The organism is Sessilibacter sp. MAH3 (genome assembly GCF_054658275.1).
This window is the reverse complement of record NZ_BAAGIE010000029.1, coordinates 1-22,835: the sequence shown is the minus strand read 5'-3', so window position 1 is coordinate 22,835 and position 22,835 is coordinate 1. Positions and strand designations below refer to the sequence as shown.

The window sequence follows — 22,835 nt, the reverse complement described above, 5'->3', positions numbered from 1 at the left end:
CCAAACGACCAGAGTGTTACACTGTTTATACATACAGTGTAACGTGGAGGGTTAGCAATGGCTACTAAAAGTAAAATTGAATGGACAGAACAAACCTGGAATCCAGTCACAGGCTGCACCAAGGTGTCACCGGGGTGTAAGTATTGTTACGCTGAAGTCATGAGTAAGCGTCTGCAAGCAATGAGTGTAAGTGGCTATGAGCGAGGGTTCTCGACTATATCCCTGATGAGAGAGCGACTTGACCAGCCTCTGCAGAGAAAAAAGCCCACAGTATATTTCGTCAATTCAATGAGTGACTTATTTCATGAAGACGTGCCCTTCGACTATATAGATGAAGTGATGGCGGTTATTGACCAAGCCACTCAACATGCGTTTCAAATTTTGACTAAAAGAGCTGAACGCATGAGGGAGTATTTTGACACGAGGCGAGCACCAGATAATGCTTGGCTAGGCGTATCAGTTGAGGACAAACAATACGGGAAACCGAGGATAGCTCAGCTACAGCGGATTAGAGCTAAGACCCGGTTTCTGTCAATCGAACCACTTTTGGAAGATGTTGGAAGAATTAGTCTTCGAGGTATTCACTGGGTTATAGTTGGCGGCGAGTCCGGGGGCAAAGCTAGGCCCATGGAGGAATCTTGGGTTCTCAAAATAAAATCACAATGCGAACGCGCTGGAACCAGTTTTTTCTTCAAGCAGTGGGGCGCCTGGGGTGAGGATGGGATCAAAAGATCAAAACAAGCAAACGGAAGAACCCTACAAGGCAAAACCTGGAATCAAATACCTGCTATAGCTATATAAATTCTAAAATAACAAAAGGGAAACAACGTGCCCAAAAAGAAAAAGGAAAAATATACATGGGCTATCGGTAAGCAGTTACCTTATTTAGACGAACATAGCCAGGCGAAGCACCGTATTATTTCGGACTACATTCAGCGCTATGTTGAAGTGTACATGAGCAACACTTCGATTGAAGGTTTGAGACTATCAATTGTTGATGGTTTTTCTGGTGGTGGAAAGTACCGGGATATTTTAACCAATGAGACTATTGATGGTTCACCATTTGTCATTCTAAATGCAATTAAGGAAGTCGAGGAGCGCATTAATAAAAATCGCATTAAGCGACGCTCCATCGATGCTCACTACTTTTTTATTGATTATATCAAGCAACATACTGAATTTCTGAAACATGAAATTCAGCAGTCGGCCTTCAAAAAAGAGCTAGACGAAAACATATTCTTGCACACAGATATCTTTGCCCGCGCAGCACCCTCCGTAATTGACGCAATTCATAAAAGAAATAAAGCCCAGAGATGTCTCTTTATACTTGACCAGTATGCTTATAAAGATGTTCCTTTTAATACGGTACGTTACATATTGGAAAAATTAAAAGGTAGTGAAGTAATTTTGACGTTTAACGTAAACGCTCTTATGAATTACTTTTCAGAATGCGATGCTAACCGAAAAGCATTGGAGAATATTCACCTTGATCAATACATAGATTGGAAGCGCATAGCTGCTCTGAAGGAAGCCGGAAAAGGCAGGGCGGCTGTTCAAGAGCAGCTTGCAAACGCAATTTATAGAGCATCAGGGGCAAAGCATATTACTCTTTTTTTTGTGACGCCCAAAAGCGGACTCACATACTGGCTTGTCCATCTATCTAAGGTCTACAGGGCACGCGATGTTATGATGTCACTACACTGGAAGCATTCAAACTCATCTTTTTCACATCACATGGCAGAGGGAATTTTTTCACTCGGGTATACCTCCACGGAAACACCCGGTCAGAGTAGTTTCGACTTGGTTACTGAATTTGATTTTAGTACCGATGCCGAAACGAGGTGTATTAGGCGTTTATCCGAAGATATACCGCGGCACATTTTCAATTTGAATGAACCAATCTCGCTCTCTTGTTTGGTTGATCAGATCGGTAGCTACACTCCTGCCGCCGAAAATCAGATACGACAAGCACTTACTAGCAGCCTAAAGAATAAAGAGCTAAAAATATTGAACTCATCGGGAAAATACCTTAACTCTGCTAATCAAGCAAAATCAGGAGACCTGATCTCTTACAATCAAAAATCAATTTTTGTTCTTTAAAAGGATGAAAATATGAAAGACGAAAGATTCTTTGATGAAACCCGGGAGCAGTCGTTGGTTAAAGCGACCATCGTAGAAAAATATTTTGGAGCTTGGTCGCAGATTATTACCGGGGCACAAAAGCGCTACCAGCAACATGTTCAGAAGATAGGTTATGTTGACTTATTTGCTGGCCCTGGCCGATACAAAGATGGCGTCATATCAACTCCTCTACGAGTTTTAAACACCGCATTACAGAATGAGCAACTGCATGATCGCCTCGTCACAATATTTAATGACAAAGACGAAAACCATGCAAGAACGTTGTCCGAAGCAATTGAAGATTTAGATCAAATCAAGCTGTTGAAGCACACTCCTCAGATCTGGAATGAAGAAGTAGGGGACAATATTGCACTCCAGTTCGAGAAGATGAGCGTCATACCTATACTCGCCTTCATCGACCCATGGGGGTACAAAGGGTTATCACTTAGGCTTGTAAATGCTTTTTTAAAAGATTGGGGCTGTGACTGCCTTTTTTTCTTTAACTACGCTCGAGTTAATGCGGGTCTTTCGAATCCAAAAGTTCGAAGTCACATGGATGCGTTGTTCGAATCGCATACACAAACTTTAATTGATCAAATTACAGGTTTGCCCCCCGATGAACGAGAATCACAGATTGTTGAAAGCATCGCAAATGCGCTAAAAACCTACGGGCACCGTTATGTTTTGCCATTTTGTTTTAAAAATGAAAGTGGCAAGAGGACAACGCATCACCTCGTATTTGTGACAAAACACTTTAAAGGGTATGAGGTGATGAAGGAAATCATGGCAAAAGAAAGTTCTAGCGACTGTCAGGGAGTAGCATCCTTTCAGTACATGCCTGCAGCAACCCTTTCACAAGGACTTCTTTTTGAGCTTAATCGGCCATTGGATTCACTGAAAGATCAGCTCTTGTTGGACTTTGCTGGCCAGTCATTAACGATGATAGATATTTATCGTAAACACAGCATTGATAAGCCATTTCTAAATAAACATTATAAAACCGTATTAAAGGAAATGGAGGAAGAAGGTTTGATAATAACAAGTGGCAGGAATTCGAAAAGAGGCTTTGCGGACAATATTTTGTGCGTATTCACGTGAGTTTAACTTACTGACACTACACTGACAGACAGATTGAAAACTATTTTTACCCCAATCTGTTAGTTAGTTAGCTAAGCGTTCACGATCAACTCATTAAAAAATGGTCATATTTAATAGGGAAATTCTAAACAAAACCTCAAAATTCTCTATAGCAGAGGTACTTGCCTTGTCTAAATAAGAGTAAGTCTATTTGTATGTTGTTTGTTTTTATAGGATTGCCATTTAATATATTTACGTTACGAAAAGCTCTCGAGGGTTTTCCGTAACGCAAGCCAAATTAGTTGGGCGTCATCAAGCGCTCTATGTATCGTAAAATCATCCGTTTTTTCCAGCTTATTTTTAAAATCAAAATAAGATTCCAAGCGACATTCTGGAGTCTTAATAAGTTCCTTGATGTCCTGTATTTCAAATCGTTGATGTATGCCGTTATCTGAAAAAAGTATTTTGCACCAAAATTCATCCCATTGGATGGAGTCGCAGTAGGCAGTTTGTCCAGATAAAAAATCGTTTAAAGTGTGAGCCACTTGCTTCGATTCCAGCCCATTCAATTTCAGTTGGGCTCGGGATATCCCATGAATTGCCTCAGCTTCACGAGACCAGTGTTGCCAGTAAGGCATTGGTTTAATTAGCGAGTGATAATTTATAAGCCCGTTTGTTATGCCAACCTTTATGGGGTAGCTACATTTGGACAGGCCGCTTGCTTCAAAATCTATAACCCACATACTTCAGAATAAGATTCCGTTAAAGCTAGCCAGTATATACGTATAAACGTTATATGTAATCGCAGCTAATAACTTATTACTTCCGAAGACTAACTGAAAGCTTTAGCGCAAAAAACTGAAGACTTCAGGGAGTCGTCCAAACCGATAGGTGCTAGCATGACCATTAATTAACACCAATTTATTTCACATACGCTTCAGTATTCGACATAACATATCAAAGCGGCTAAACTAAGTTTATTCCAATAATATCGGTACTTCGTATGGCCACAAACAATCCAAAGCCAGTCGCCTTATTTCCAGCGTTCTCAGAGCTAACGTCACTGAATTTCGGTGAATACAAGGACCTCAAGCAGTTTTTGGACTCCGGAGAAAGCTGGTGGCTGACTCATTGGAACTGGGGTCTAGAATTCCTCAGTTATATCGGCCGAAACAAATCCGAACACACATTCACACGATTCAGGAACGAAACCGAGCGATTCTTGTTGTGGGTTTTTCTGTTCAAAACCATGCCTATGGAGCAACTGCGCAAGGCTGATATTCTGGAATACGCTGACTTTTGTTGGCAGCCGCCAGTTTCTTGGATCTGCACGGCGAACCATGAAAAGTTTGTTTTCCATAGTGGGTATTACACGCAGAATAAGTTATGGGCACCATTCAAGCTACAGCTGCCTAAGGATGCGTCGGACGACCAGGTTCTCGATAAAAAGAAATACAAGCCATCTCAGCAAACACTTGCTGCTATGTTCACGGCAGTGATTGCGTTTTACAAATATTTAATGAACGAAGAGCATTTATACGGTAACCCGGCTCAAATCGCCAAACCTGATTGCCGTCATTTCATAAAAGACGTGCAGGTCAAGGAAATTCGGCGTTTATCCGAGTCTCAATGGCAATACGTCTTTAATGTTGCACTTGAGCTTGCGAATCAAGACAGAATTTACGAGCGCAGTCTGTTTGTCATAACTGCGCTGAAAACGCTGTTTTTACGCATTTCTGAATTGTCTGACCGCCCAAACTGGACGCCTGTGATGAGCCATTTTTGGCAGGATTCTGAGGGCAACTGGTGGCTAAAGATATTTGGCAAAGGTCGAAAACTTCGAGACATCACAGTCCCGAACAGCTTTATCGATTATCTCAAAAGATACCGCCAATTTCGCGGCCTTAGCCCCCTACCGTCTTCAGGTGAAAACCATCCAATAGTCGAAAAAATTCGTGGACAAGGCGGGATGACATCCAGGCAGCTTATTCGCATTGTCCAACAAGTTTTTGATTTGGCTTACGACAAAATGAAGGAAGCTGAAGGCGAAGACAATGCGCGTAAGCTGCGAGAAGCCTCTTCCCATTGGCTGAGACACACTGGTGCGAGTATGGAAATTGAACGTGGTCGCGCTCTGAAGGATCTGTCCGAAGATCTGGGGCATTCTAGTATGGCGACGACTGATACCGTCTATGTCCAAACAGAAAATCGTGTTCGTGCTGAAAGCGGGAAAAATAGGAAAGTGAATTAATGACTTGTTGTTCTCAATCTCTGCAGTCTATTTGCTCTTATAACTGGCCACCTCGGGCGCTTAGCAAATTCTATTACTGTTTTACATGAGGATGAACTCATATCCGGTCGCCAGGCCTAATATTAAAACCATTCCAGTAATTCGAGTTTGAACATCATTTGCTAGCAAAATATGTAACAAAATCAATACGATGATGCCAGCCATGGTTTTACATGCTTGTTTCACGAAATAAAGTTATAAGAAGTAGCTAGCACCCCTAATACGTACCAAGCCCGGCGGCCGCGAACAGGGGCAAGACATTGGTCCAGATCGACATTTCACATCCTCATTCGGGTCGAAGGATCGTCAGGCCAGCACTCTCAAACTTCATGCCCGAACATGGCGCTCAGTGTTCCCCTGGCCGGTTTCAGTAACTGCGCGTAGGTGGTACCGAACTCTTCCAGCAGCTCACGTCGTGTCACAGGAAACTCATGGGCCTGCGCTGCCAGGATTGCCTGCGTCATAGGGCGCTCCGCCATGGCCTGGTAAAACCTGCTCAGCTCCTTGTTGCCCTCCACCAAGTTCATGAAGGGAATCTCGAAAAGCTCGGAAAAGGTACGGCTGAGTTCCAGCACATGAAACAGATGAAAGTCCGGAAGGTAGGGTTCCTCTCCCAGCAGGAAAGGCTGCAGACGCGAGCGTCCCACGAGCCGCGTCAGAGCGCCTTTGATCATCAGCATCGACCAGACACTGAACACCCCGGACTCACGTTCGGTCTGGAAGCCCAACGTCTTGGGGAAGTAGCCACCCACGAAGAGCCAGTTGAAGAAGGGCCCGCTCAGCGAGAAGGTGATGTAGTCGTTCAGTGTGTCGATTTCGGCACAGCGCTGCGCATCGTCACAGGGGTAGAACTTGGCCGCCTGCGGATAGGTTCTGGCCAGATAGCGACAGATTGCCTGGCTCTCCGAGATACACACGCCATTGACGTCCGTTAGTGACGGAATCTTCCCCAACGGGTTACGGCGCTGGTATTCGGTCGAGAGCGTCTCACCGATGAAGGGAGACACGCGTTGATACTGAAACTCAAGGCCTGCCTCCTTCAGCATTTGTGCCACCAGCGCCATGAAAGGCGAAAGCCAGAAACCATAGAGGTTCCGCGGCTCGCTAACTTCTGCAACGTTATTGGAAAACATCGAACTTACTCCTGATTATAAACGCGTTAGCAATGCCCTCCCCACAACGCGGAGGAGGTAGTCGGACATGCATCGCGCAGAGATTGAAAAAAACGGGATGACCGAGCTTGGGATTAAGCCACCCCGCAAGGCCGGGAAATGAAGTGAGCTGTGCTGACGGGCTCACCGAAGCCTTCCCCGAAACTCCTTCAGCGCTGCCAATTCATGGAGCCGGACTTTGCGAATTGGACAGCGACAGGATGTAGCCAAGCTGTGGGTTCGCCTGTCCCTTGAGCATAGCCGCGTAGACTCGCCCGACGGCTTCGTGGCCATGCCCTTCCTCAAAGCTCAGCCAGTGACCAACACCACTGAGAAAATCACTCCAGTGCTCGATCATGCTGCTCTGAAAGCGCTCTCCACCCCATTCTTTCAAGCGCTTCTCCGCCTGTGCGGGAGCGAAAAATAGTTTCGGTGCAGGCCCAGGTAGATCGCTTGGTAGTCCACCCCGCTGATCCCAGTGGGCTGCGCCGACCAGGCAGCTGTACTGCAGCTGTGGGCCGAGAGTGCGATGCAGGCGCTCCAGTAGCTCGGAATTGCCGGAGAAGTCGACGACTAACGTGGGTGTGGCAGAGTCGAGATCGACCAACTGCGAATACGCGAGAACGTGGTCGTAGCAACCCAGTCCCTCGACGAACGCCCTATGCCCCGGCGAAGTCAGGCCGACAACTTCATAGTCCAGGCCACGCTTGCCTCGCTGACTCTTCAGCAGAGTCGCCGTAGCAATGGCCGTCTTGCTTGATGCACTGGTCATCAGCAAACGCCCGGCACCGAAGAAACCGTTGCTGGCGAGGAAATCATCAAGCACGAATGCGGTGGTGAATAGCGGCCGCAACAGTATCTGTGCCGCTTCGCTTTCGACGGTGTAGAGCACATCCTTAGACGTGCGCAGGTACTGGTTGTAGAGCAACGGCAGAGACTGCCGATGCGTCGTAGCATCAATAAAGCTACCCGCCTTCAGCTGTGTCGGCTCGACCAGTAGATGGCTGGACATGGGGTAATAGCCATACCAGCGCTCGCCCGGTTCGACACCCGGACAGCGCGACGCCTGTACCTCGGCAAAACCCCAAACGGGCAGAATCCCCCAGCCCTCAGGGGCCGGGAAAAACTGCCAGTAACGCAGTGCATCACCCAAAACGGCGTAGGTGATGTTGTTGGCGCTCAGGCCGAACCGATCGACCCGCAGCAGCACCTGGCCTGGAGCCAGGGCGTCCATGTCGAGCGTACTCTCCTGCAGTTCGTAGCGGGACCAGTCGCTACGGTCGATCTGGAAGTCCAAGACGGGAATGCCTAACATGATCTGCTCCTCCCTACTTCTGTGCGCTTATGCGCCATAGGCGAACGGAATACAGCTTTGGCGTCGAGTATTTCGGGCAAAGCACTGAGGTCGCGAGTAGCGACCATCGCATACCACCGCTGCAGGCTGGCAGCAGCCAGGGGAAAAAATTTCAGTTCAGACATTTGGCTTTCCTCGTGGAAATAATTCATTACAGTACTGCTAGCCGCGACCCCTAGTTAATCGCGCGCTTGGCATCCAGTTCAGCAGCCACATCAGCACCACCGATCAGATGCACGTTCTGACCGGCAGCACCTGCGGCTCACCCTCGGCGGTGTGTATGTGCAAGCCAGTGCGGTGAATCCAGCCGGTGGTCTTGCCCAGACCATCGCCGACCCTGGCCTTGCTTGTGCTGCAGCAGGAATACTTCGCGAGCCACTCGCTCTCCACTTTCTTGTTGTAGGTGTGGGCGCGCCCCAACTGGGTGGCGTGCCGCATGCTTCGTCAAAGCTGGATTTCGATATCGCCGAGCGGGAAGGCCACGCAGGAGTAGATCCAGTTGAAGTCGCGGTCGGACTTGCGCAGATGGGCCTCCTGCGGGTTGAACACGCTTCCCGAGACCAGCTTGACCCGGCACAGGCTGCATTCGCCGGAGCGACAGGCGTTCTCGGCGAAGTATCCATGGCGTTCCAAGGCATTGAGCAACGGCTCACCGACCTTGCTGCGGAAGCTGCCGCGCCCACGCACGGTGATCTGCACCTCGTCGTCCAACGCCACGCCCACTGGCCAGCCCCGCTGCTGATCCGGTGCCTTGGGCGCGCCGTTGGCTTCGACGCGGATGCGCCGCCGCGGCACGCCCAGCGCGGTGAGCAACTCCACGCAGCTATCGTTGAAGGGCGTCGGCCCGCAGATGTAGAACATCTTGCCGTCCAGCTCACCGAGTTCCTGCTGCAGCAGCTCACGCGTCAACCGACCACTGCGCCCGCTGTAGCCCTCAGGCGGACGAGTGATCAGCTCGGCTAGTCTGAAGTTCGAGTGCCGGCTGGCCAGGGCGCGGAACTTCTCGGCGAAGATCACGTCGTCGACATGGCTGTTTACGTAGATCAGGTGAAAACGCCGTGGCAGCTCACGGTCGAGGATGTCCAGCAGCAGGCTGCGCGCCGGTGCCGAGCCCGAGCCACCGGCGAGGAATACCAGGTCATCGCCGTGGAACAGCGGGTTGTGGTGAAAGGTGCCCATGGGCCCGGAGCTCTGCAGGCGCTGGCCGACCTCGACGCGGTCCAGCAAATGGCCGGAGACGAATCCGCCTCGGGCCCGCTTCACGGTCAGGTCGTAGAAGAAGCACTGCGTGGGCGAGGACGAGATGGCATAGGGCCGCGCCGTCTTCACTCCGTCGATCTCGACGAACAGGTTGATGTACTGGCCGGCCTGGAACGGTGGCAGCGCGCTTCCCTAACCTCTACTCTGAATCCACACCCAACAGGTGATTTCAGAGTATGGCCAAACCCCTTGTAATCAGTTTACTTGTCCTCTGCCTTATTAGCGGCTGCGCCAGCCACGGCGGGCGGGAGGCGGATTATTCTGTTCAGGCCGGTGAGCTGGCCGCCAGCGTAGATTGGCCGCAACAGGCCAGTGCAGAAACCGCGCCCGGTAGCGACACGCTGGCGATGACCGATTTAATCGACAGCCCCGAGCTGCAGCAACTGGTGGCCGAAGCCCTGGCCCATAACCCCAGCCTGCAGCAAACTTTCTTCGCCCTTCAGCAAAGCCAGCAGCGGCTGCAGCAGGCCAAAGGCAGCCGTTACCCCAGTGTGGATGCCACCATCAGCGGCAGTAAACGCGAGCAAGCCGATAGCCAGTACAGCGGTTCGCTAAATGTGAGCTGGCAATACATTAGATGGCTCTACGCCTCAAGAAATGTTTCACAAACTGTTTCACGAAATAAAGTGATAAGAAGTGGCTAGCACCCCTAATTCCTATACTGTTTAGTATTCGACATAGTGATTTTAGCGAAATATAACGGTTTTACACGGTGTTTTGTTCTTCTTTTACAAAACCTTGATCAATCTAGATTTCCAGTAATCCCATAAGCTTTCGTAAACCTACGGTTTTTAGCAATCCCAGAGTTAATCAAAAGCTCCTGTTGAAGTTAGATAACCGGAGTTTCTGGCTCCGGTTATCTTGTCCTTGTCTATGCTGATTCAAGTTGTAGTAAATCCAGTAAGTCACAACTGAATTGGTCTGTATGCTTATTGAATTAGCTGTCGGCTTCATTAGTTGTTCACCAACGTAAGCAACTCATTTGGCGCGAATTCGGTTGATACCAGCTCAGCTAGTATCAGATCAAAACCGCAGAGGCATTGATCAAATCATCTGGTTTGTTTTCAAACACAATTCATAAATCCCAACTAATAACGCGCTGGTATTTATATTTAAGCGAGCTCAAGCCTAACCAGCAATTAGACAGCCTTGCTGTGTATCAGTCTTCAATAACTAATTGCACGTCGATGTTGTTTTGCGTTGCGTTTGAATACGGGCAAACTACATGTGCTTTATCAACCAACTCTTTAGCGATATCTTTTTCAAGACCATTAAGTTGAATAAATAACGTAACTTGCAAACCAAATCCGGTTTCATTCGGACCGATAGCTACCTCGGCGGTTACCGATGAATCTGTTGATAATTTGATCTTTTGTTGCTGGGCAACATAGTTCAGTGCACTTAAAAAGCAGGCCGCGTAACCACCGGCGAACATCTGCTCGGGGTTAGTACCAGGGCCACCGGCGCCACCCAAGGCTTGTGGTGTTGAAAGCTTAACCGACAGTGCTTTATCTTCTGATACCGAGGCGCCCTCTCTTCCGCCGGTTGACGTAACTTTTGTGCTGTACAAAATCTTTTCTAATTTCACAATAATCTCCGAATTTGTTCATGTTTGTGTGTGAGTCATTGTTTGACGGTAGAGATTATATTGGTCAATTCAATACCTTTTGCTACTATTAATATCATATTCATTGCAGATCGTATTTTATGGTTGATCGACTAGCGGCGCTGTTCGAACATTTTCATGTAAAAGCCCACACATTTCAGACTGGTCATATTTGTGGCAGTAATGTCGTTAATCCGCAAAGCGGGTGTGGGCAACTGCATTTAATAAGAACGGGCAAGGTAGTTGTTTGGCATGGTAAGAAAAAAGCCTATACCGTCACCCAACCCAGTCTTTTGTTTTATCCGCGGCCATTAGCACGACATTTCGTTGTTGAAAACGATCAACAAGCACTGTTGTTATGCGCTCATGTTGCTTTTGTGGGTAACGAAGCCAATCCCATCGCGAACGCGCTACCCGAAAGCCTGTGTTTGCCGCTAAGCTCACTTGTACATTGTGAAAAAATCTTAGCCATCTTATTTGAAGAAGCTGAAGCGGCCTATTGCGGCAGGCAAGTCGTATTAGATCGGCTTTTTGAGGTGTTGTTAGTACAATTACTCAGAGAGCTTATGGAAAGTGGTAGAACCCAGGTCGGAATGCTCGCCGGACTTGCCGACTTCAATTTGAGAAAAGCTTTAGTCGCGATGCATGACAATCCTCAAGAAGACTGGACTGTAGAACGCCTTGCAACAAAAGCCGGTATGTCACGCAGTGTTTTTTCAAATTTATTTCGCGAAACGCTCGGCACCACGCCCATGAAATATCTTCAAAATTGGCGAATTGGTCTGGTGCAAAAATGGCTCAAAAACGGACAATCAATTAAATTAATTGCTGAAGAAGCCGGTTATCAGAGTGAATCTGCCTTATCGCGAGCATTTAAGGCCCAGGTTGGCTTATCTCCACGAGAGTGGTTGGCACGAGAAGCCTAATAAGTAAATTTACAAATATTTCGTCCAACTATTTTTATGCATTTTTTTATACTGCGAAAACCTTTTCGTAGGAAAGTATAAAATCACCATTAAACCGAGCGCTATGATCCAAACCCAGGTTATATTACTGACGCTAATATAATCACCGTAATTTGGCTCCATAAATAGTCCAACCAATTTATACATTAATAATAAAACGTATAAATGCAGCAAATAAAAAAACATAGGTGCCGATCCAAAATTCACCAAAACTGCCTGCAGTTTGGTGCCCAAATTCGACATCCACAATTTGCATTCAAAAAGTCTTAATACTAAGAAAGTTCCCGTTAACGTTAGTAATAAAAAATTCAGTGAAGGAGGATATTTGGTTAGATTAACCATTGCCTTTAAGCTTTCTAAAGCGGTTTCACCTGTGTGCCACACATAATCTTCGCCGTAGAGGTTAAAACCTCTAAGAATGAGAAACGAAAGCAATGTTAAACCGGCCATGGCTAACAAGTATTTTTGGCGAGATTGCGGTTTGGTATTTTTGCCGTACAAAGCTCCACAGCCGTATCCAATAAAGATTAAACCAATCCATGGTAATGACGGATAACTTACTTTTATGTTAATAAATCCGTCTTTAAGTAGATATCCTCGATCATGCAAAATAGTCCATATCGAATAAAGCGACTGGTTTTCGTTAAAACTAATAAACGATAAAGCATTGTGCGTACAAACGATTATCAAACCAATAACAAGTACAGGCACCCTACCCAACGGATGCATAACGGCCAGCGCAATCATCGATAAACCTATTGCCCAGATAACCTGCAAATAGATTGTGTGATAGCCGCCAAACCAAGAAAAGGTCACCAAGGTAATTTCAAGTACGATTAAAAATAGACCTCGCGTAAATAAAAATTTCTGCAAAGGGCGCGTTGTGTTACCAGAATTCTGATACAACCAAGCCGACAAACCCGTTAAAAATACAAATGTGGGCGCGCAAAAATGTGCAGCGATACGACTCCAAAACAATCCGTCACCCGTTTCCTGAATATTCATAGGATCAGTAACTTGTTGGTGGAGGAAAAAACGTTCACGCACATGATCGACAAGCATGATGAGCATGACTAGGCCACGTAGCGCATCAATACTGTTAATACGACTTTTAAGGGATGTCGCTAATTCAGAGTGTTGGTACTTAAGATCTGTTGCAGAATTCATTTAAGGTTCGTTACGCTATCAAGACCGTGCCATTACCGACTAGGGCTCAATAATTAGAAATCAATGGGTTTAATAAAATTAAAGGAAACTCTAATGAACCTAGAGTTTCCTGCGATTAACTCATGGATCAGTTAATCACAGGCTCCAAAAGTTTGTTATAGCTCGAATTTGATCGAAATATTCGCGTTTACACCGTTGCCGGGAGAATGAATGGTATCAACGCCGCTATTACCTAAATCAAACACATACTCTATGTCTTCATCGGTAAGATTATTGAGCTGCAATTTAATATTAGCGTAATTAAGTTGATAATCTGCGCTTATATTTAACGTTTCATAACCACCGAATTTACCACCAATATTGGCTTCGTTCACGTAATAATCACCTTGAGCGTCAACATGAATGCGAGTTATTAGTTTGGAATTCACTTGGTAATTAACACCGATTGATGCCGTATATTCAGGAATACTTCTAAGTTCATTACCGGTGAAATTTGTGTCGGAATCTGAACTTTTAAGAATTTCGGTATCGATAAACGCAATATTACTCCAATAATTTAGCGTTTGTGTAAGCTCGCCATTAAACGACACATCAATGCCCTGCCGTTTAGTTTCGCCAACGTTTTGCGCTATACCATCTACCAACACAAATTCATCGGTAGCTTTTTGCTGCCAGTAGGAAATACGAGTTTGTAAATAGGTGCTTAAATTCCATTGAAAACCCAATTCGGCACCATCGTTGTAAGAAACGTCTCTGGCATTACGATCGCCAGAGGTAAACGCAGCAGAACCAAACGGATGCTGAAAACTTCGACCAAGATTAGCGAAAACATCCACATCGTCAGTAATCGCGTAGATCACATTAAAATTGGGCTGAATAATGGTACCAAACTTATAAATATCGCTTTGCGCTGCGGTATTTTTATTAGTAAAGTCGCCGTCAAGTCGATCGGCTCTAAGCGCCAGATTCCAACGCAGCGTATCACCAATATCTTGTTGAATTTTTATAAAACCGCCGTAATTTTCAAATGTATAATCAAAATTACGAAGAACATTTGCGGTATCGCGAGTTCGTGTTTGTCCAACAGTACCAAAACGTTGTTCGATAATATCTTGTTGCTCGTAATCAGCGCCCCAAGTTAATAACCATTGCGGCGTTAAAAACCATTCAAATTCGGATCGAAACCCAAATTGATCTTGATCGTCAAAACGATTTTGCAAGCTACTGCTCTCGCTAAATCGCACCCAACGCTCACGCTCAAAGTGTTGATAATAGGTTTTTAGGTTGTAATTAAACGTATCGGATATTGCAGAACTAAAATGAAAACTAAGATGTTCGGTGTCTTTTTCACCACCATCTTGATTGGCATAGGGTTCTGATCGCGTAGGATTACTCTCGGCAACGGATTGCGATAAGTAACCGGGAGCATCGGCGTCATAACTGCTTTTACGAGCAATTATTTTAAACTCACTGTTGGACAACAACTGCCAAGCCCATTGGCCGGTAAGGGAATATTTTTCAAGATTGGTGTGGTCCCGATAGCCGCCAGATTCCCTGTACCCCAAAGAGAAACTTTGTTTCAACAACCCAGAATCAAAACCAAAATAACCGCTTAATTCTTTTGCGTCGTAGCTGCCGCCAGAAATTTCGATTTCTTTTGCAGCATCATTGCGAGTGTTTATTTCGTAGTTACCGGCAATATTGTACAAGCCATAACTTGCATCACTAGTGCCTTTAAACACCTGTAACGAATCTATCGCCAGTGGAAAAAGTTGATCGAGCTCGCCGTAACCGTTGTGCAAATTACTGGGAATACCATCAATGATCAGTTTTGCATGGGGCGTGCTGCCATCACCGGCAAATCCACGAATGGCCACATCGGTATTAATAATGCCTTGGTTGTATCTCGCCAAATACGCACCCGGAACCTTGTTAAATAATTCTAAGGTGTCATTAACGTGTTCATAGTTAAGCTCGTCCTTGCCAATAATATCCACAGAACCTGCCAAGCCAGTATTTAGTGATTGTGTTGCTTGACCAACCACTACCACCGTTTCTAATGCTGGTTTTTCATTTGATATTTGGGTTTGTGCATTGATACTGGTCGAACTCAATATAAGCGCGTAAGCAATAACGCTTTTAGAAGAATAAGTCACTGCAAAAATCCCTAGATCAAGTTAAGCATACAAAGATGAGAATGATATACATTTCGGTAATTTTTTTGGAAGTGACACTTTGCCGCACCTAACTATTAACCAAGCTCTTCACCATCAACCAAAATCCTTGCGAGTGACCCAGTTTTTGTATTGAACAATCAAGCTAAGTTTGTCCGTTTTTGCAGCTATTACGTCTTTGAAGACAGAAACGACACTTGCTAGACTTTACGAAATACTGATTCGGCCCACCATGATTTGATCGATAGCTCCCCTGGTGGGATTGGAACTAAAAAAATAAAAAGCCAAGAATAAAGAGCTAGAAAATAAAAAAGGCATAAATTGATATGCAGACAATAAATATTGGCATCATAATTTTTCCTTGTGCGCAATCTTTGGATATCACAGGCCCCCACGAGGTTTTTTCGTCTGCACAAATTTTTCAGGCAAAGGGCCAGTCATCGCTGCAATACCGCGTTTTTCTCATTGCCAAAGATCTAAATCCCGTAAAAATGTCTTCGGGGCTAACCCTTGTCCCCGACTACACGTTTGCAAACTGTCCAAGTTCATTGGACACATTAATTGTGCCGGGCTCAGAAACGGTTCACGAAGCGTTGGCTGATCTTAATATTTTAAATTTTATAAAATCTAAACATAAAAAAGTACGAAGATTAGTGTCGATTTGTACGGGCGCTTTTTTTCTGGCGAAGCTTGGATTATTGGACGGCAAAAATGTAACTACACACTGGGCGTATTGCTCAGAGATGAAATCTACTTTCCCACAATTATGTATTGATCCAGACTCGCTATACATTAAACAAGATCATATCTATACCTCCGCCGGTGTCACTTCAGGCATGGATCTCTCTCTGGCATTGGTCGAAGAAGACTCTGGGAAAAACATCGCCATGAGCGTGGCAAGAAAGCTTGTTATTTTTTACAAAAGGCCCGGCGGGCAAAAACAATTCAGTGAATTCATCTTATCGCAATCACACAGTAATTTTTGCGAATTAATAGATTGGATTTTAGATAATTTATCTACCGACATTTCCGTTGAAACATTGGCGCAGCACGAAAACATGAGCGCCAGAAACTTTTCTCGAAAATTTAAGCAAGAATTCAATAAAACACCGGCAAAATTTATTGAAAACTTACGCCTGCAACAGGCCAGAGTATTATTAGAAAACGAAGCTTTGGCGTTAAAGTCGATTGCAAGAGCGTGTGGATTTAAAAGCGAAGAAAAAATGCGTCGTGCATTTCAAAGAGAACTGAATATCACACCCAATGATTATCGCGCACATTTTTAGCCCATAATTAAAAGCAAAAAATCAATAACATATAAATTACACAGCCCAAATATTAGCGTAAATGTTTGGACAGTCTCTTACTGTTTTAAAAACACTAGACACATTTTTTGAAAGAGTCAGTAATCCATTATTCACGATTAAATCAGGCATTAATAATAAATCTGTAAAAGCGTCAATTGGATTTAATAAACCAAATTTCGCCAACATTCTTAATTTGAATCTTCACGTAAAGCACTAATCATTAAATCACACAGGATACAATACTCATGCAATTATCAGAAATCGCTGGCCTCAGACCCGACAAACTCGATAGAAAAGTGGTTAAACCTGCCATTACCAAAACTGTGGGCGTATTAATTTTTCCCGGTTTTGAATTATTAGACTTCTATGGCCCCATGGACATGTGGTCCAATATCAACCTAGTTCCAGCCCAGCTCTGGGGAGATGACAAAAATATTGTTGGCGTTGAATTAATTACTGTTGCGGCAAAAAATGAGCAAATACCTGCGCACGGCGGCATTAAAACTGTTGCTGATTACAGCTACGAGACTGCTCCCCATATTGATTATCTGATAGTACCTGGCGGTTGGGGCGCAGTGCCTTTGGTGGAAGATCAAGCTACCTTAGATTGGATACGCGCGCAGGCACAAAGCGCCGAGATTGTTATGTCTGTTTGTAACGGAGCATCATTACTGGCCGCAGCCGGTGTTTTAGATGGCTTACAGGCCACTACCAATAAACTGCTTTGGCGCGAAGCTACAGCTCCCGGACCCAAGGTAGATTGGGTTAAAAAAGCACGCTGGATTGATTTGGGTAAGATTATTACCTCATCTGGCATTGCTGCCGGTTTAGATATGACTCATGCGGTAATTTCGCGGCTTTATGGCGAAGACGTAGGAACATGGCTAGAGCTGTGGACTGAATATAAACCCAATCAAGATTGCAAATGGGACCCTTACGCAGAAAAGGCGGGCATATTGTAGCAGGCCAAACTGAATTCTCTTGCAACCACAATAGTATGAATAACTAACTCTATCTCTACGACTAGGGGTCTTCATCAGAGTTATTCCTCGATTGACCCTGAATCTGCCCCAGCAAGAGCAGTATTCAGCGACACAGGGAGGTGTCATGGATTTCATCAGACGCACCATAATAGATCGTAAAATTTGATAAATTTAAATTTTTTGCGGTACATCTGTCTAAATAACGCATCAAAATAAATCATTTAGATGAAAAATTTAAAAATAAATCGATGGAAAAATTATTTTACTAGTTATTATTTGGCGCCAATAATTATCACTAAACTTATAAACGCCCACTTTAAGGTCATAATAACAGCATAAACTTAACTCCATTTTGGTGCAAAATATATTAAATCATTAAATATCAATAAGTTATAAAAATAGGCTCAATTTTTGATTGTACAATATCAATTGTAATTCAAAATTATTGGGTAGCTAACATGAGCCAATCATCAGGACTGAATCTCTTTTCCTTCTCCGGGAAGATGAAAATTCTCCACCTCAGCTGGATCGCTTTCTTCATTACCTTTGCAGTTTGGTTTAACTTTGCTCCGTTGCTTCAAGCCGTTAAAGCATCTTTAGGTTTAACAACAGAAGAAGTTAAAACCTTATTGATATTAAACGTAGCATTTACGATTCCGGCGCGAATTGTGATTGGTATGCTCACTGATAAATACGGCCCACGTATCACCTACACCGCACTGCTTGTGGTCTGTTCTATTCCCTGCTTTATGTTCGCCGTTGCCGACAACTTTGTACAAGCAGCAATTGCTCGTTTTGCCTTAGGTTTAATCGGCGCAGGTTTCGTTATCGGCATTCGCTTAGTGTCTGAATGGTTCCCACACAACGAATTAGGTACCGCAGAAGGCATTTACGGCGGCTGGGGTAACTTTGGCTCGGCGGCGGCGGCATTCACATTACCAACCGTTGCGGTAATGTTCGGCGGCGATGACGGCTGGCGTTACGCGATGGGCATTACCGGTTTCATCAGTTTATTTTATGCCTTTATTTTCTGGGCAAATATTTCTGATACACCTAAAGGCTCAACTTATTTCCGCCCTAAAAACTTAGGCGCTATGGAAGTCACGTCAAAAGGCGACTTTTTCTTTTTAATTATCATGAAGCTACCCATGTACTTTGCGCTAGCGGTACTTACTTGGAAGCTTTCGCCAACGGGCGTAAAACTCTTGTCTCAAAATGTGGTTACTGCCATTTATGTTGGCCTTGCCATTTTGTATGTGTATGAATTAATTCAGGTATGGAAAGTTAACGGCCATATCTTCAAAGAACCCGTACCAGAAATTCATCGCTACAGCTTCAAGCAGGTTGCTGTATTGAATATCTTATACTTTGCTACCTTTGGCTCTGAATTAGCCGTAGTTTCTATGTTGCCGCTGTTCTTCTCAGAAACCTTCGAGCTAGACCCTGTAAAAGCGGGCTTGGTTGCCTCGGCGTATGCCTTCATGAACTTAATGTCGCGCCCAGGTGGTGGTTGGTTATCCGATAAATTTGGCCGCAAACCAACGCTTTTAATTCTTACCGCCGGTTTAGCCGTTGGTTACTTCTTGATGGGTAGCGTTGATAGCACCTGGCCACTTTGGTTAGCGGTTGTTGCAGCAATGACCTGTTCTTTCTTTGTACAGTCTGGCGAAGGCGCTGTGTTTGCGGTGGTTCCTTTAATTAAACGCAGACTTACTGGCCAAATTGCCGGTATGACTGGCGCTTACGGCAACGTGGGTGCTGTTATTTACTTAACCGTGTTAACCCTTGTAGATTACAGCCAATTTTTCTACGTAATTGCTGCTACAGCGGTATTAGGTTTTGTTGCCTTATTGTTCCTAGACGAACCTAAAGGACAAATTACCGAAGTTGCAGAAGACGGTAGCATCACCATGATTGATGTTGCTAAAAGTTAATTCGGCATGGCCAGCACCTTTATGGGTGCTGGCAATAATTCTTTATGGCACTGTTCTCAGAATCACTTCAACTAAAACAACTCAAAGTTGAATACGCAGGCGTTACCAAAGCCGGTATTAAACCCCACAACCAAGATGCTTTTGCGGCATTTACACCCAGTTATAACGATCAAACTGTAAAAGGTACCGTGCTTTGCATTGCCGACGGCGTAAGCGCCAGTAAACGCGCTAGAGAGGCCGCAAACGTTAGCGTTAACGGATTTATTAACGATTATTACAGCACCCCACCTTCTTGGTCGGTTAAAAAAAGTGCCGCTCAAGTATTACTTTCGTTAAATGCTTGGCTCAATCATCAAGGACGTAACTGTTCCCCCGATGAAAGCAGTTTAGTTACAACCTTCAGCTCAATTATTCTAAAATCAACCACTGCGTATATTTTTCACATTGGTGACAGCCGTGTGTATCGCATCCGCAACCAAGAAATTGAGCAACTAACGCGCGACCATACACATCGATATCAGAGCCGAAAGCATGTTCTTTACCGAGCAATGGGTATGGACCCAATGCTAGAAGTGGATTATTTAACGACCGATATTAAAGCAAATGATTATTTTTTGTTGACCACTGACGGCGTTACCGGGTTTTTAGAAGATCAGCAAATTCTGAATTTGGTAAATACCCAACACCTATCATTAAACGCGTGTGTAGCCAACATTATTGCGCAGGCTTTAGAACAAGGCAGCGACGACAATTGCACCTGCTTATTGGTGAAGGTGAACGAGGTTCCCACCGAAACCCAAGAAGAACTGCAAAAAAAGCTGTCGGCTCTGGTAATTCCACCCGCCATGCACAAGGGCAATAAAATTGATCAATATTACATTGAAGAGATTTTGCATTCCGGCAGCAGAAGTCATGTTTATTGGGCACGGGATTTAGAAACAAAACGACAGGTTGTGCTAAAAGCACCGTCACAGAATTTTGCCGAGGACACTCTTTATCTTCAGGGTTTTATGCTGGAGCGATGGATTGGCCAAAAGGTTAACCACTCTTCCGTGATGAAAATTCATAATCCGTCACAAGAGAGTCGATTTTTATATCACGTTTGCGAGGCAATTCACGGCATCACATTACGCCAATGGATGCGAGAAAATCCCAATCCAAGTTTAGCGAAAATACGTCCAATTATTATTGAATTAGTAGAAAGTATTCGCGCCCTGCAACGGCTGAACATTATTCATCGTGATTTAAAACCCGAAAACATCATGATCGACGAAAATCATAAAGTGAAACTAATTGATTTTGGCGCGGCAAAAGTCGATAGCATTTCCGAATTAAATCAAGATGTAGCCGAAGACGTTCCCGTCGGCACCGTGGGTTATGTTGCACCTGAATCATTACTGCATAACGTTAGCAACCATCAATCGGATATTTTTTCGCTGGGCGTAATTATCTATGAGTTATTAACCGGAAAATTACCTTACCAAGGCAACGAATATCAGCTAAAAGCTCGCACACGATATTCAGACTGGGAGTACATTCCATTAATTAAATGGATTCCCGATTCACCCAAATGGTTAGATTTAACCTTGCAAAAGGCATGTAATGCCAATCCAGCCAATCGCTACTGTGCAATGTCGGAAATAATTCGTGACCTTAAAAACCCCAATCAAGAATTTATCGTCCAACACCAACAACAACCATTACTGGAGAGAAATCCAATACTTTTCTGGCAAATATGCAGCGCTCTTTTTGCGATACTTGCGCTTGCAGAATGGGTTTGGATTACACAAAACACCTAGTAGTACATGCATATAAAGAAAGAATACGCTGATTAAACTCGACCCACAAATACGGTAAAAACTAATCCGCCTAGAAAATGTAAATGTGTTACGCCAACGAAAAACAGCTTGGGTGTTTCCAAGCTGTTTTTAGCAAAAACTCGAACGACATTAATACCAAGCAGACATTAATGTCGAACAAAATTAATATCGACTACACTCAATAACAATCGTAAACCGCAAGTTTAAACAACCACAATCTCAGACTTGTGTTTATCGCATTGAATTACGTGCATACATTGGCCACCCGGTAATTCAATATTCAAGTTATCTTGCGGCGCAATTTGAATCACAAGCTTCATTGCGCTGCCACACTGGCTGCATTTTGGATACTTAATACCCTGCACCCAATTTGGCCACCCCATTAACTTGTCTTGAACCTTTGGAAAACCTTTTTCGGTTAGCAACGCTGCCTGATCGACTTTTAAGTCGCAACCTAAACTCTTTAATTTGGCGGTATTTGGATAATCAACGCTCTCTTCCCAGCCGTCAATAGGCTTTTCCGGAGTAGAAAAGGTTTTTGGTAAAGACTCTACACCGGTTAAATCTTGAGTTTTCGGATCAAGCACGCGCACCAAACTGATCTCAGGGAGTTCTTTAATGTCTTCTAAACTTTTAGAACATTGATCACAACAGAATAATTGCAAAATGCCCTCGCCAAATGGTGATTTCATCTCAGCAGGAAATTGTTTTGCATTTAGCTGTACCAACAACTGCATAGGTGATTTACAGCGTTTACAGGCAGGCCAAGTTTCTTTAGCAACCAAAGCGGCTTTACCCGAAAACTTAGAAAAGAGATAACTCACCTCACTATTGCCAACTTTCGGCGCCCACATTGGTTTCTCGTAAGGCTTTAACAACATTTCGGTTTCTTGCCAAAGCTCAGATGGATCTTTGGTTTTTTTTCTAAAAATATTAAAAATATTGACCATGATAAAAAATTCCTAAATACAACTTAATGTACCCAACAGCTTCATCACAATGCTGTAAAAAACGGTTGAATATCAACAAATAAACCTGACCGTTTTCTGTAGCAACTTTTAGACAAACATACACAATGCCGCCAACACTAGGTTTATTACAGCTCTAATTGGGATAGCTCAGAAAGATTTACCTGATCCATCTTACAGCTGATAATAAAGTTATTAGCTATCAAAAAACACTTTTAAATAAATTTTAAATATTCTACTACGAAACTGTATTTATCTAAAAGGCTCACAGATTGGCAGTATGTCGCACAAAGAATTACACAAAGCCAGAAATGGCGCGGCTTGTAGAGAACCCCAGAAAGGCTTATAAAAACTATAGTGAAATTAAATCAGGCTCTGAACCATATCAGATAGCATTCTTGCACAATTTGCCAAGAAATTAATTCAATTGTGACTAATTTTTCAAACACATTTTATTTGATTATTTCAAGCATTAAGACAGGAAATAAAATCCTGCTCCACAGAATTTTTTATATTGCTCAAAAAAATAGATTTTTATAATGTAAAAATAAAAATAATTAGAAATTATGAAAGTTTAATTATACGCGGTTTCAAGTAATAACTGCAATTTCATAACGCAGCGAGTAAATCAACTCGCTGTCCCATAAATAATTCATTA

The 22,835-nt window shown here is 44.2% G+C and carries 18 protein-coding genes; 10 read left to right on the top strand and 8 right to left on the bottom strand.

The genetic code is table 11. The annotated features are described in order from the left end of the window. The first annotated feature begins 57 nt into the window (after positions 1-57). Genes ACYQ2C_RS15380 through ACYQ2C_RS15370 form a run of 3 tightly spaced genes read left to right on the top strand, consistent with a single transcriptional unit; the run spans position 58 to position 3,219 of the window. Positions 58-801 (top strand): DUF5131 family protein, encoded by a 744-nt coding sequence (locus ACYQ2C_RS15380; protein ID WP_460049346.1) that lies wholly within the window; start codon positions 58-60, stop codon positions 799-801. 27 nt (positions 802-828) lie between these two features. Further along, complete coding sequence (locus ACYQ2C_RS15375; RefSeq protein ID WP_460049345.1) at positions 829-2,100, top strand: three-Cys-motif partner protein TcmP; 1,272 nt, start codon at positions 829-831, stop codon at positions 2,098-2,100. 12 nt (positions 2,101-2,112) lie between these two features. After that, entirely contained in the window at positions 2,113-3,219 is a 1,107-nt protein-coding gene (locus ACYQ2C_RS15370; protein WP_460049343.1) for a three-Cys-motif partner protein TcmP, read from the top strand. Positions 3,220-3,455: 236 nt separating this feature from the next. On the opposite strand, the gene ACYQ2C_RS15365 is transcribed toward ACYQ2C_RS15370, so the two are convergent. Continuing rightward, positions 3,456-3,941, bottom strand: coding sequence for a hypothetical protein (locus ACYQ2C_RS15365; RefSeq protein ID WP_460049341.1), 486 nt, complete (start codon positions 3,939-3,941; stop codon positions 3,456-3,458). A 260-nt stretch (positions 3,942-4,201) separates the two neighbouring features. Between ACYQ2C_RS15365 and ACYQ2C_RS15360 the strand changes: the two genes are divergently transcribed. Beyond that, positions 4,202-5,449, top strand: a complete 1,248-nt coding sequence (locus ACYQ2C_RS15360) for a tyrosine-type recombinase/integrase (RefSeq protein ID WP_460103995.1) — start codon at positions 4,202-4,204, stop codon at positions 5,447-5,449. Positions 5,450-5,808: 359 nt separating this feature from the next. Here ACYQ2C_RS15360 and ACYQ2C_RS15355 read toward each other — a convergent pair whose 3' ends face one another. The 3 genes from ACYQ2C_RS15355 to ACYQ2C_RS15345 form a co-directional block, all read right to left on the bottom strand. Continuing rightward, entirely contained in the window at positions 5,809-6,621 is an 813-nt protein-coding gene (locus ACYQ2C_RS15355; protein ID WP_460103994.1) for a glutathione S-transferase family protein, read from the bottom strand. Between the two features lie 202 nt (positions 6,622-6,823). Beyond that, the gene (locus ACYQ2C_RS15350; protein WP_460103993.1) at positions 6,824-7,954 is read right to left on the bottom strand and encodes a DUF2855 family protein; all 1,131 of its coding nucleotides are present in this window, start codon (positions 7,952-7,954) and stop codon (positions 6,824-6,826) included. Between the two features lie 483 nt (positions 7,955-8,437). After that, positions 8,438-9,376 carry an FAD-binding oxidoreductase gene (locus tag ACYQ2C_RS15345; RefSeq protein WP_460104007.1) on the bottom strand — a complete coding sequence of 313 codons (939 nt, stop codon included), beginning with the start codon at positions 9,374-9,376 and terminating at the stop codon, positions 8,438-8,440. A 53-nt stretch (positions 9,377-9,429) separates the two neighbouring features. Between ACYQ2C_RS15345 and ACYQ2C_RS15340 the strand changes: the two genes are divergently transcribed. Next, positions 9,430-9,897, top strand: coding sequence for a TolC family protein (locus ACYQ2C_RS15340; protein ID WP_460103991.1), 468 nt, complete (start codon positions 9,430-9,432; stop codon positions 9,895-9,897). 515 nt (positions 9,898-10,412) lie between these two features. On the opposite strand, the gene ACYQ2C_RS15335 is transcribed toward ACYQ2C_RS15340, so the two are convergent. Further along, entirely contained in the window at positions 10,413-10,841 is a 429-nt protein-coding gene (locus ACYQ2C_RS15335) for an organic hydroperoxide resistance protein (RefSeq protein ID WP_460103990.1), read from the bottom strand. Positions 10,842-10,960: 119 nt separating this feature from the next. On the opposite strand from ACYQ2C_RS15335, the gene ACYQ2C_RS15330 reads away from it, so the two are divergent. Continuing rightward, positions 10,961-11,785, top strand: a complete 825-nt coding sequence (locus ACYQ2C_RS15330; protein ID WP_460103989.1) for an AraC family transcriptional regulator — start codon at positions 10,961-10,963, stop codon at positions 11,783-11,785. 9 nt (positions 11,786-11,794) lie between these two features. Here the strand turns inward: ACYQ2C_RS15330 and ACYQ2C_RS15325 are convergent, their stop codons facing one another. Both ACYQ2C_RS15325 and ACYQ2C_RS15320 read right to left on the bottom strand, forming a co-directional pair. Further along, positions 11,795-12,991, bottom strand: coding sequence for a DUF1624 domain-containing protein (locus tag ACYQ2C_RS15325; protein WP_460048081.1), 1,197 nt, complete (start codon positions 12,989-12,991; stop codon positions 11,795-11,797). A gap of 155 nt (positions 12,992-13,146) precedes the next feature. Further along, entirely contained in the window at positions 13,147-15,147 is a 2,001-nt protein-coding gene (locus ACYQ2C_RS15320; protein WP_460103988.1) for a TonB-dependent receptor, read from the bottom strand. Positions 15,148-15,491: 344 nt separating this feature from the next. Between ACYQ2C_RS15320 and ACYQ2C_RS15315 the strand changes: the two genes are divergently transcribed. The 4 genes from ACYQ2C_RS15315 to ACYQ2C_RS15300 all read left to right on the top strand — a co-directional run bounded on the left by ACYQ2C_RS15315 (position 15,492) and on the right by ACYQ2C_RS15300 (position 21,188). Next, a complete protein-coding gene (locus ACYQ2C_RS15315) occupies positions 15,492-16,451 on the top strand; it encodes a GlxA family transcriptional regulator (protein ID WP_460103987.1) in 960 nt (319 codons plus the stop codon). Positions 16,452-16,717: 266 nt separating this feature from the next. Then, positions 16,718-17,434, top strand: coding sequence for a DJ-1/PfpI family protein (locus ACYQ2C_RS15310; RefSeq protein WP_460103986.1), 717 nt, complete (start codon positions 16,718-16,720; stop codon positions 17,432-17,434). Between the two features lie 479 nt (positions 17,435-17,913). Continuing rightward, positions 17,914-19,389: a NarK family nitrate/nitrite MFS transporter gene (locus ACYQ2C_RS15305; protein ID WP_460048076.1), complete on the top strand. Its 1,476-nt coding sequence runs from the start codon at positions 17,914-17,916 to the stop codon at positions 19,387-19,389. A 44-nt stretch (positions 19,390-19,433) separates the two neighbouring features. Next, on the top strand, positions 19,434-21,188 hold the full coding sequence (locus tag ACYQ2C_RS15300) for a protein kinase domain-containing protein (RefSeq protein WP_460103984.1): 1,755 nt from the start codon (positions 19,434-19,436) through the stop codon (positions 21,186-21,188). 224 nt (positions 21,189-21,412) lie between these two features. On the opposite strand, the gene ACYQ2C_RS15295 is transcribed toward ACYQ2C_RS15300, so the two are convergent. Further along, complete coding sequence (locus ACYQ2C_RS15295; RefSeq protein ID WP_460048074.1) at positions 21,413-22,159, bottom strand: DUF1963 domain-containing protein; 747 nt, start codon at positions 22,157-22,159, stop codon at positions 21,413-21,415. Positions 22,160-22,835 lie beyond the last annotated feature (676 nt).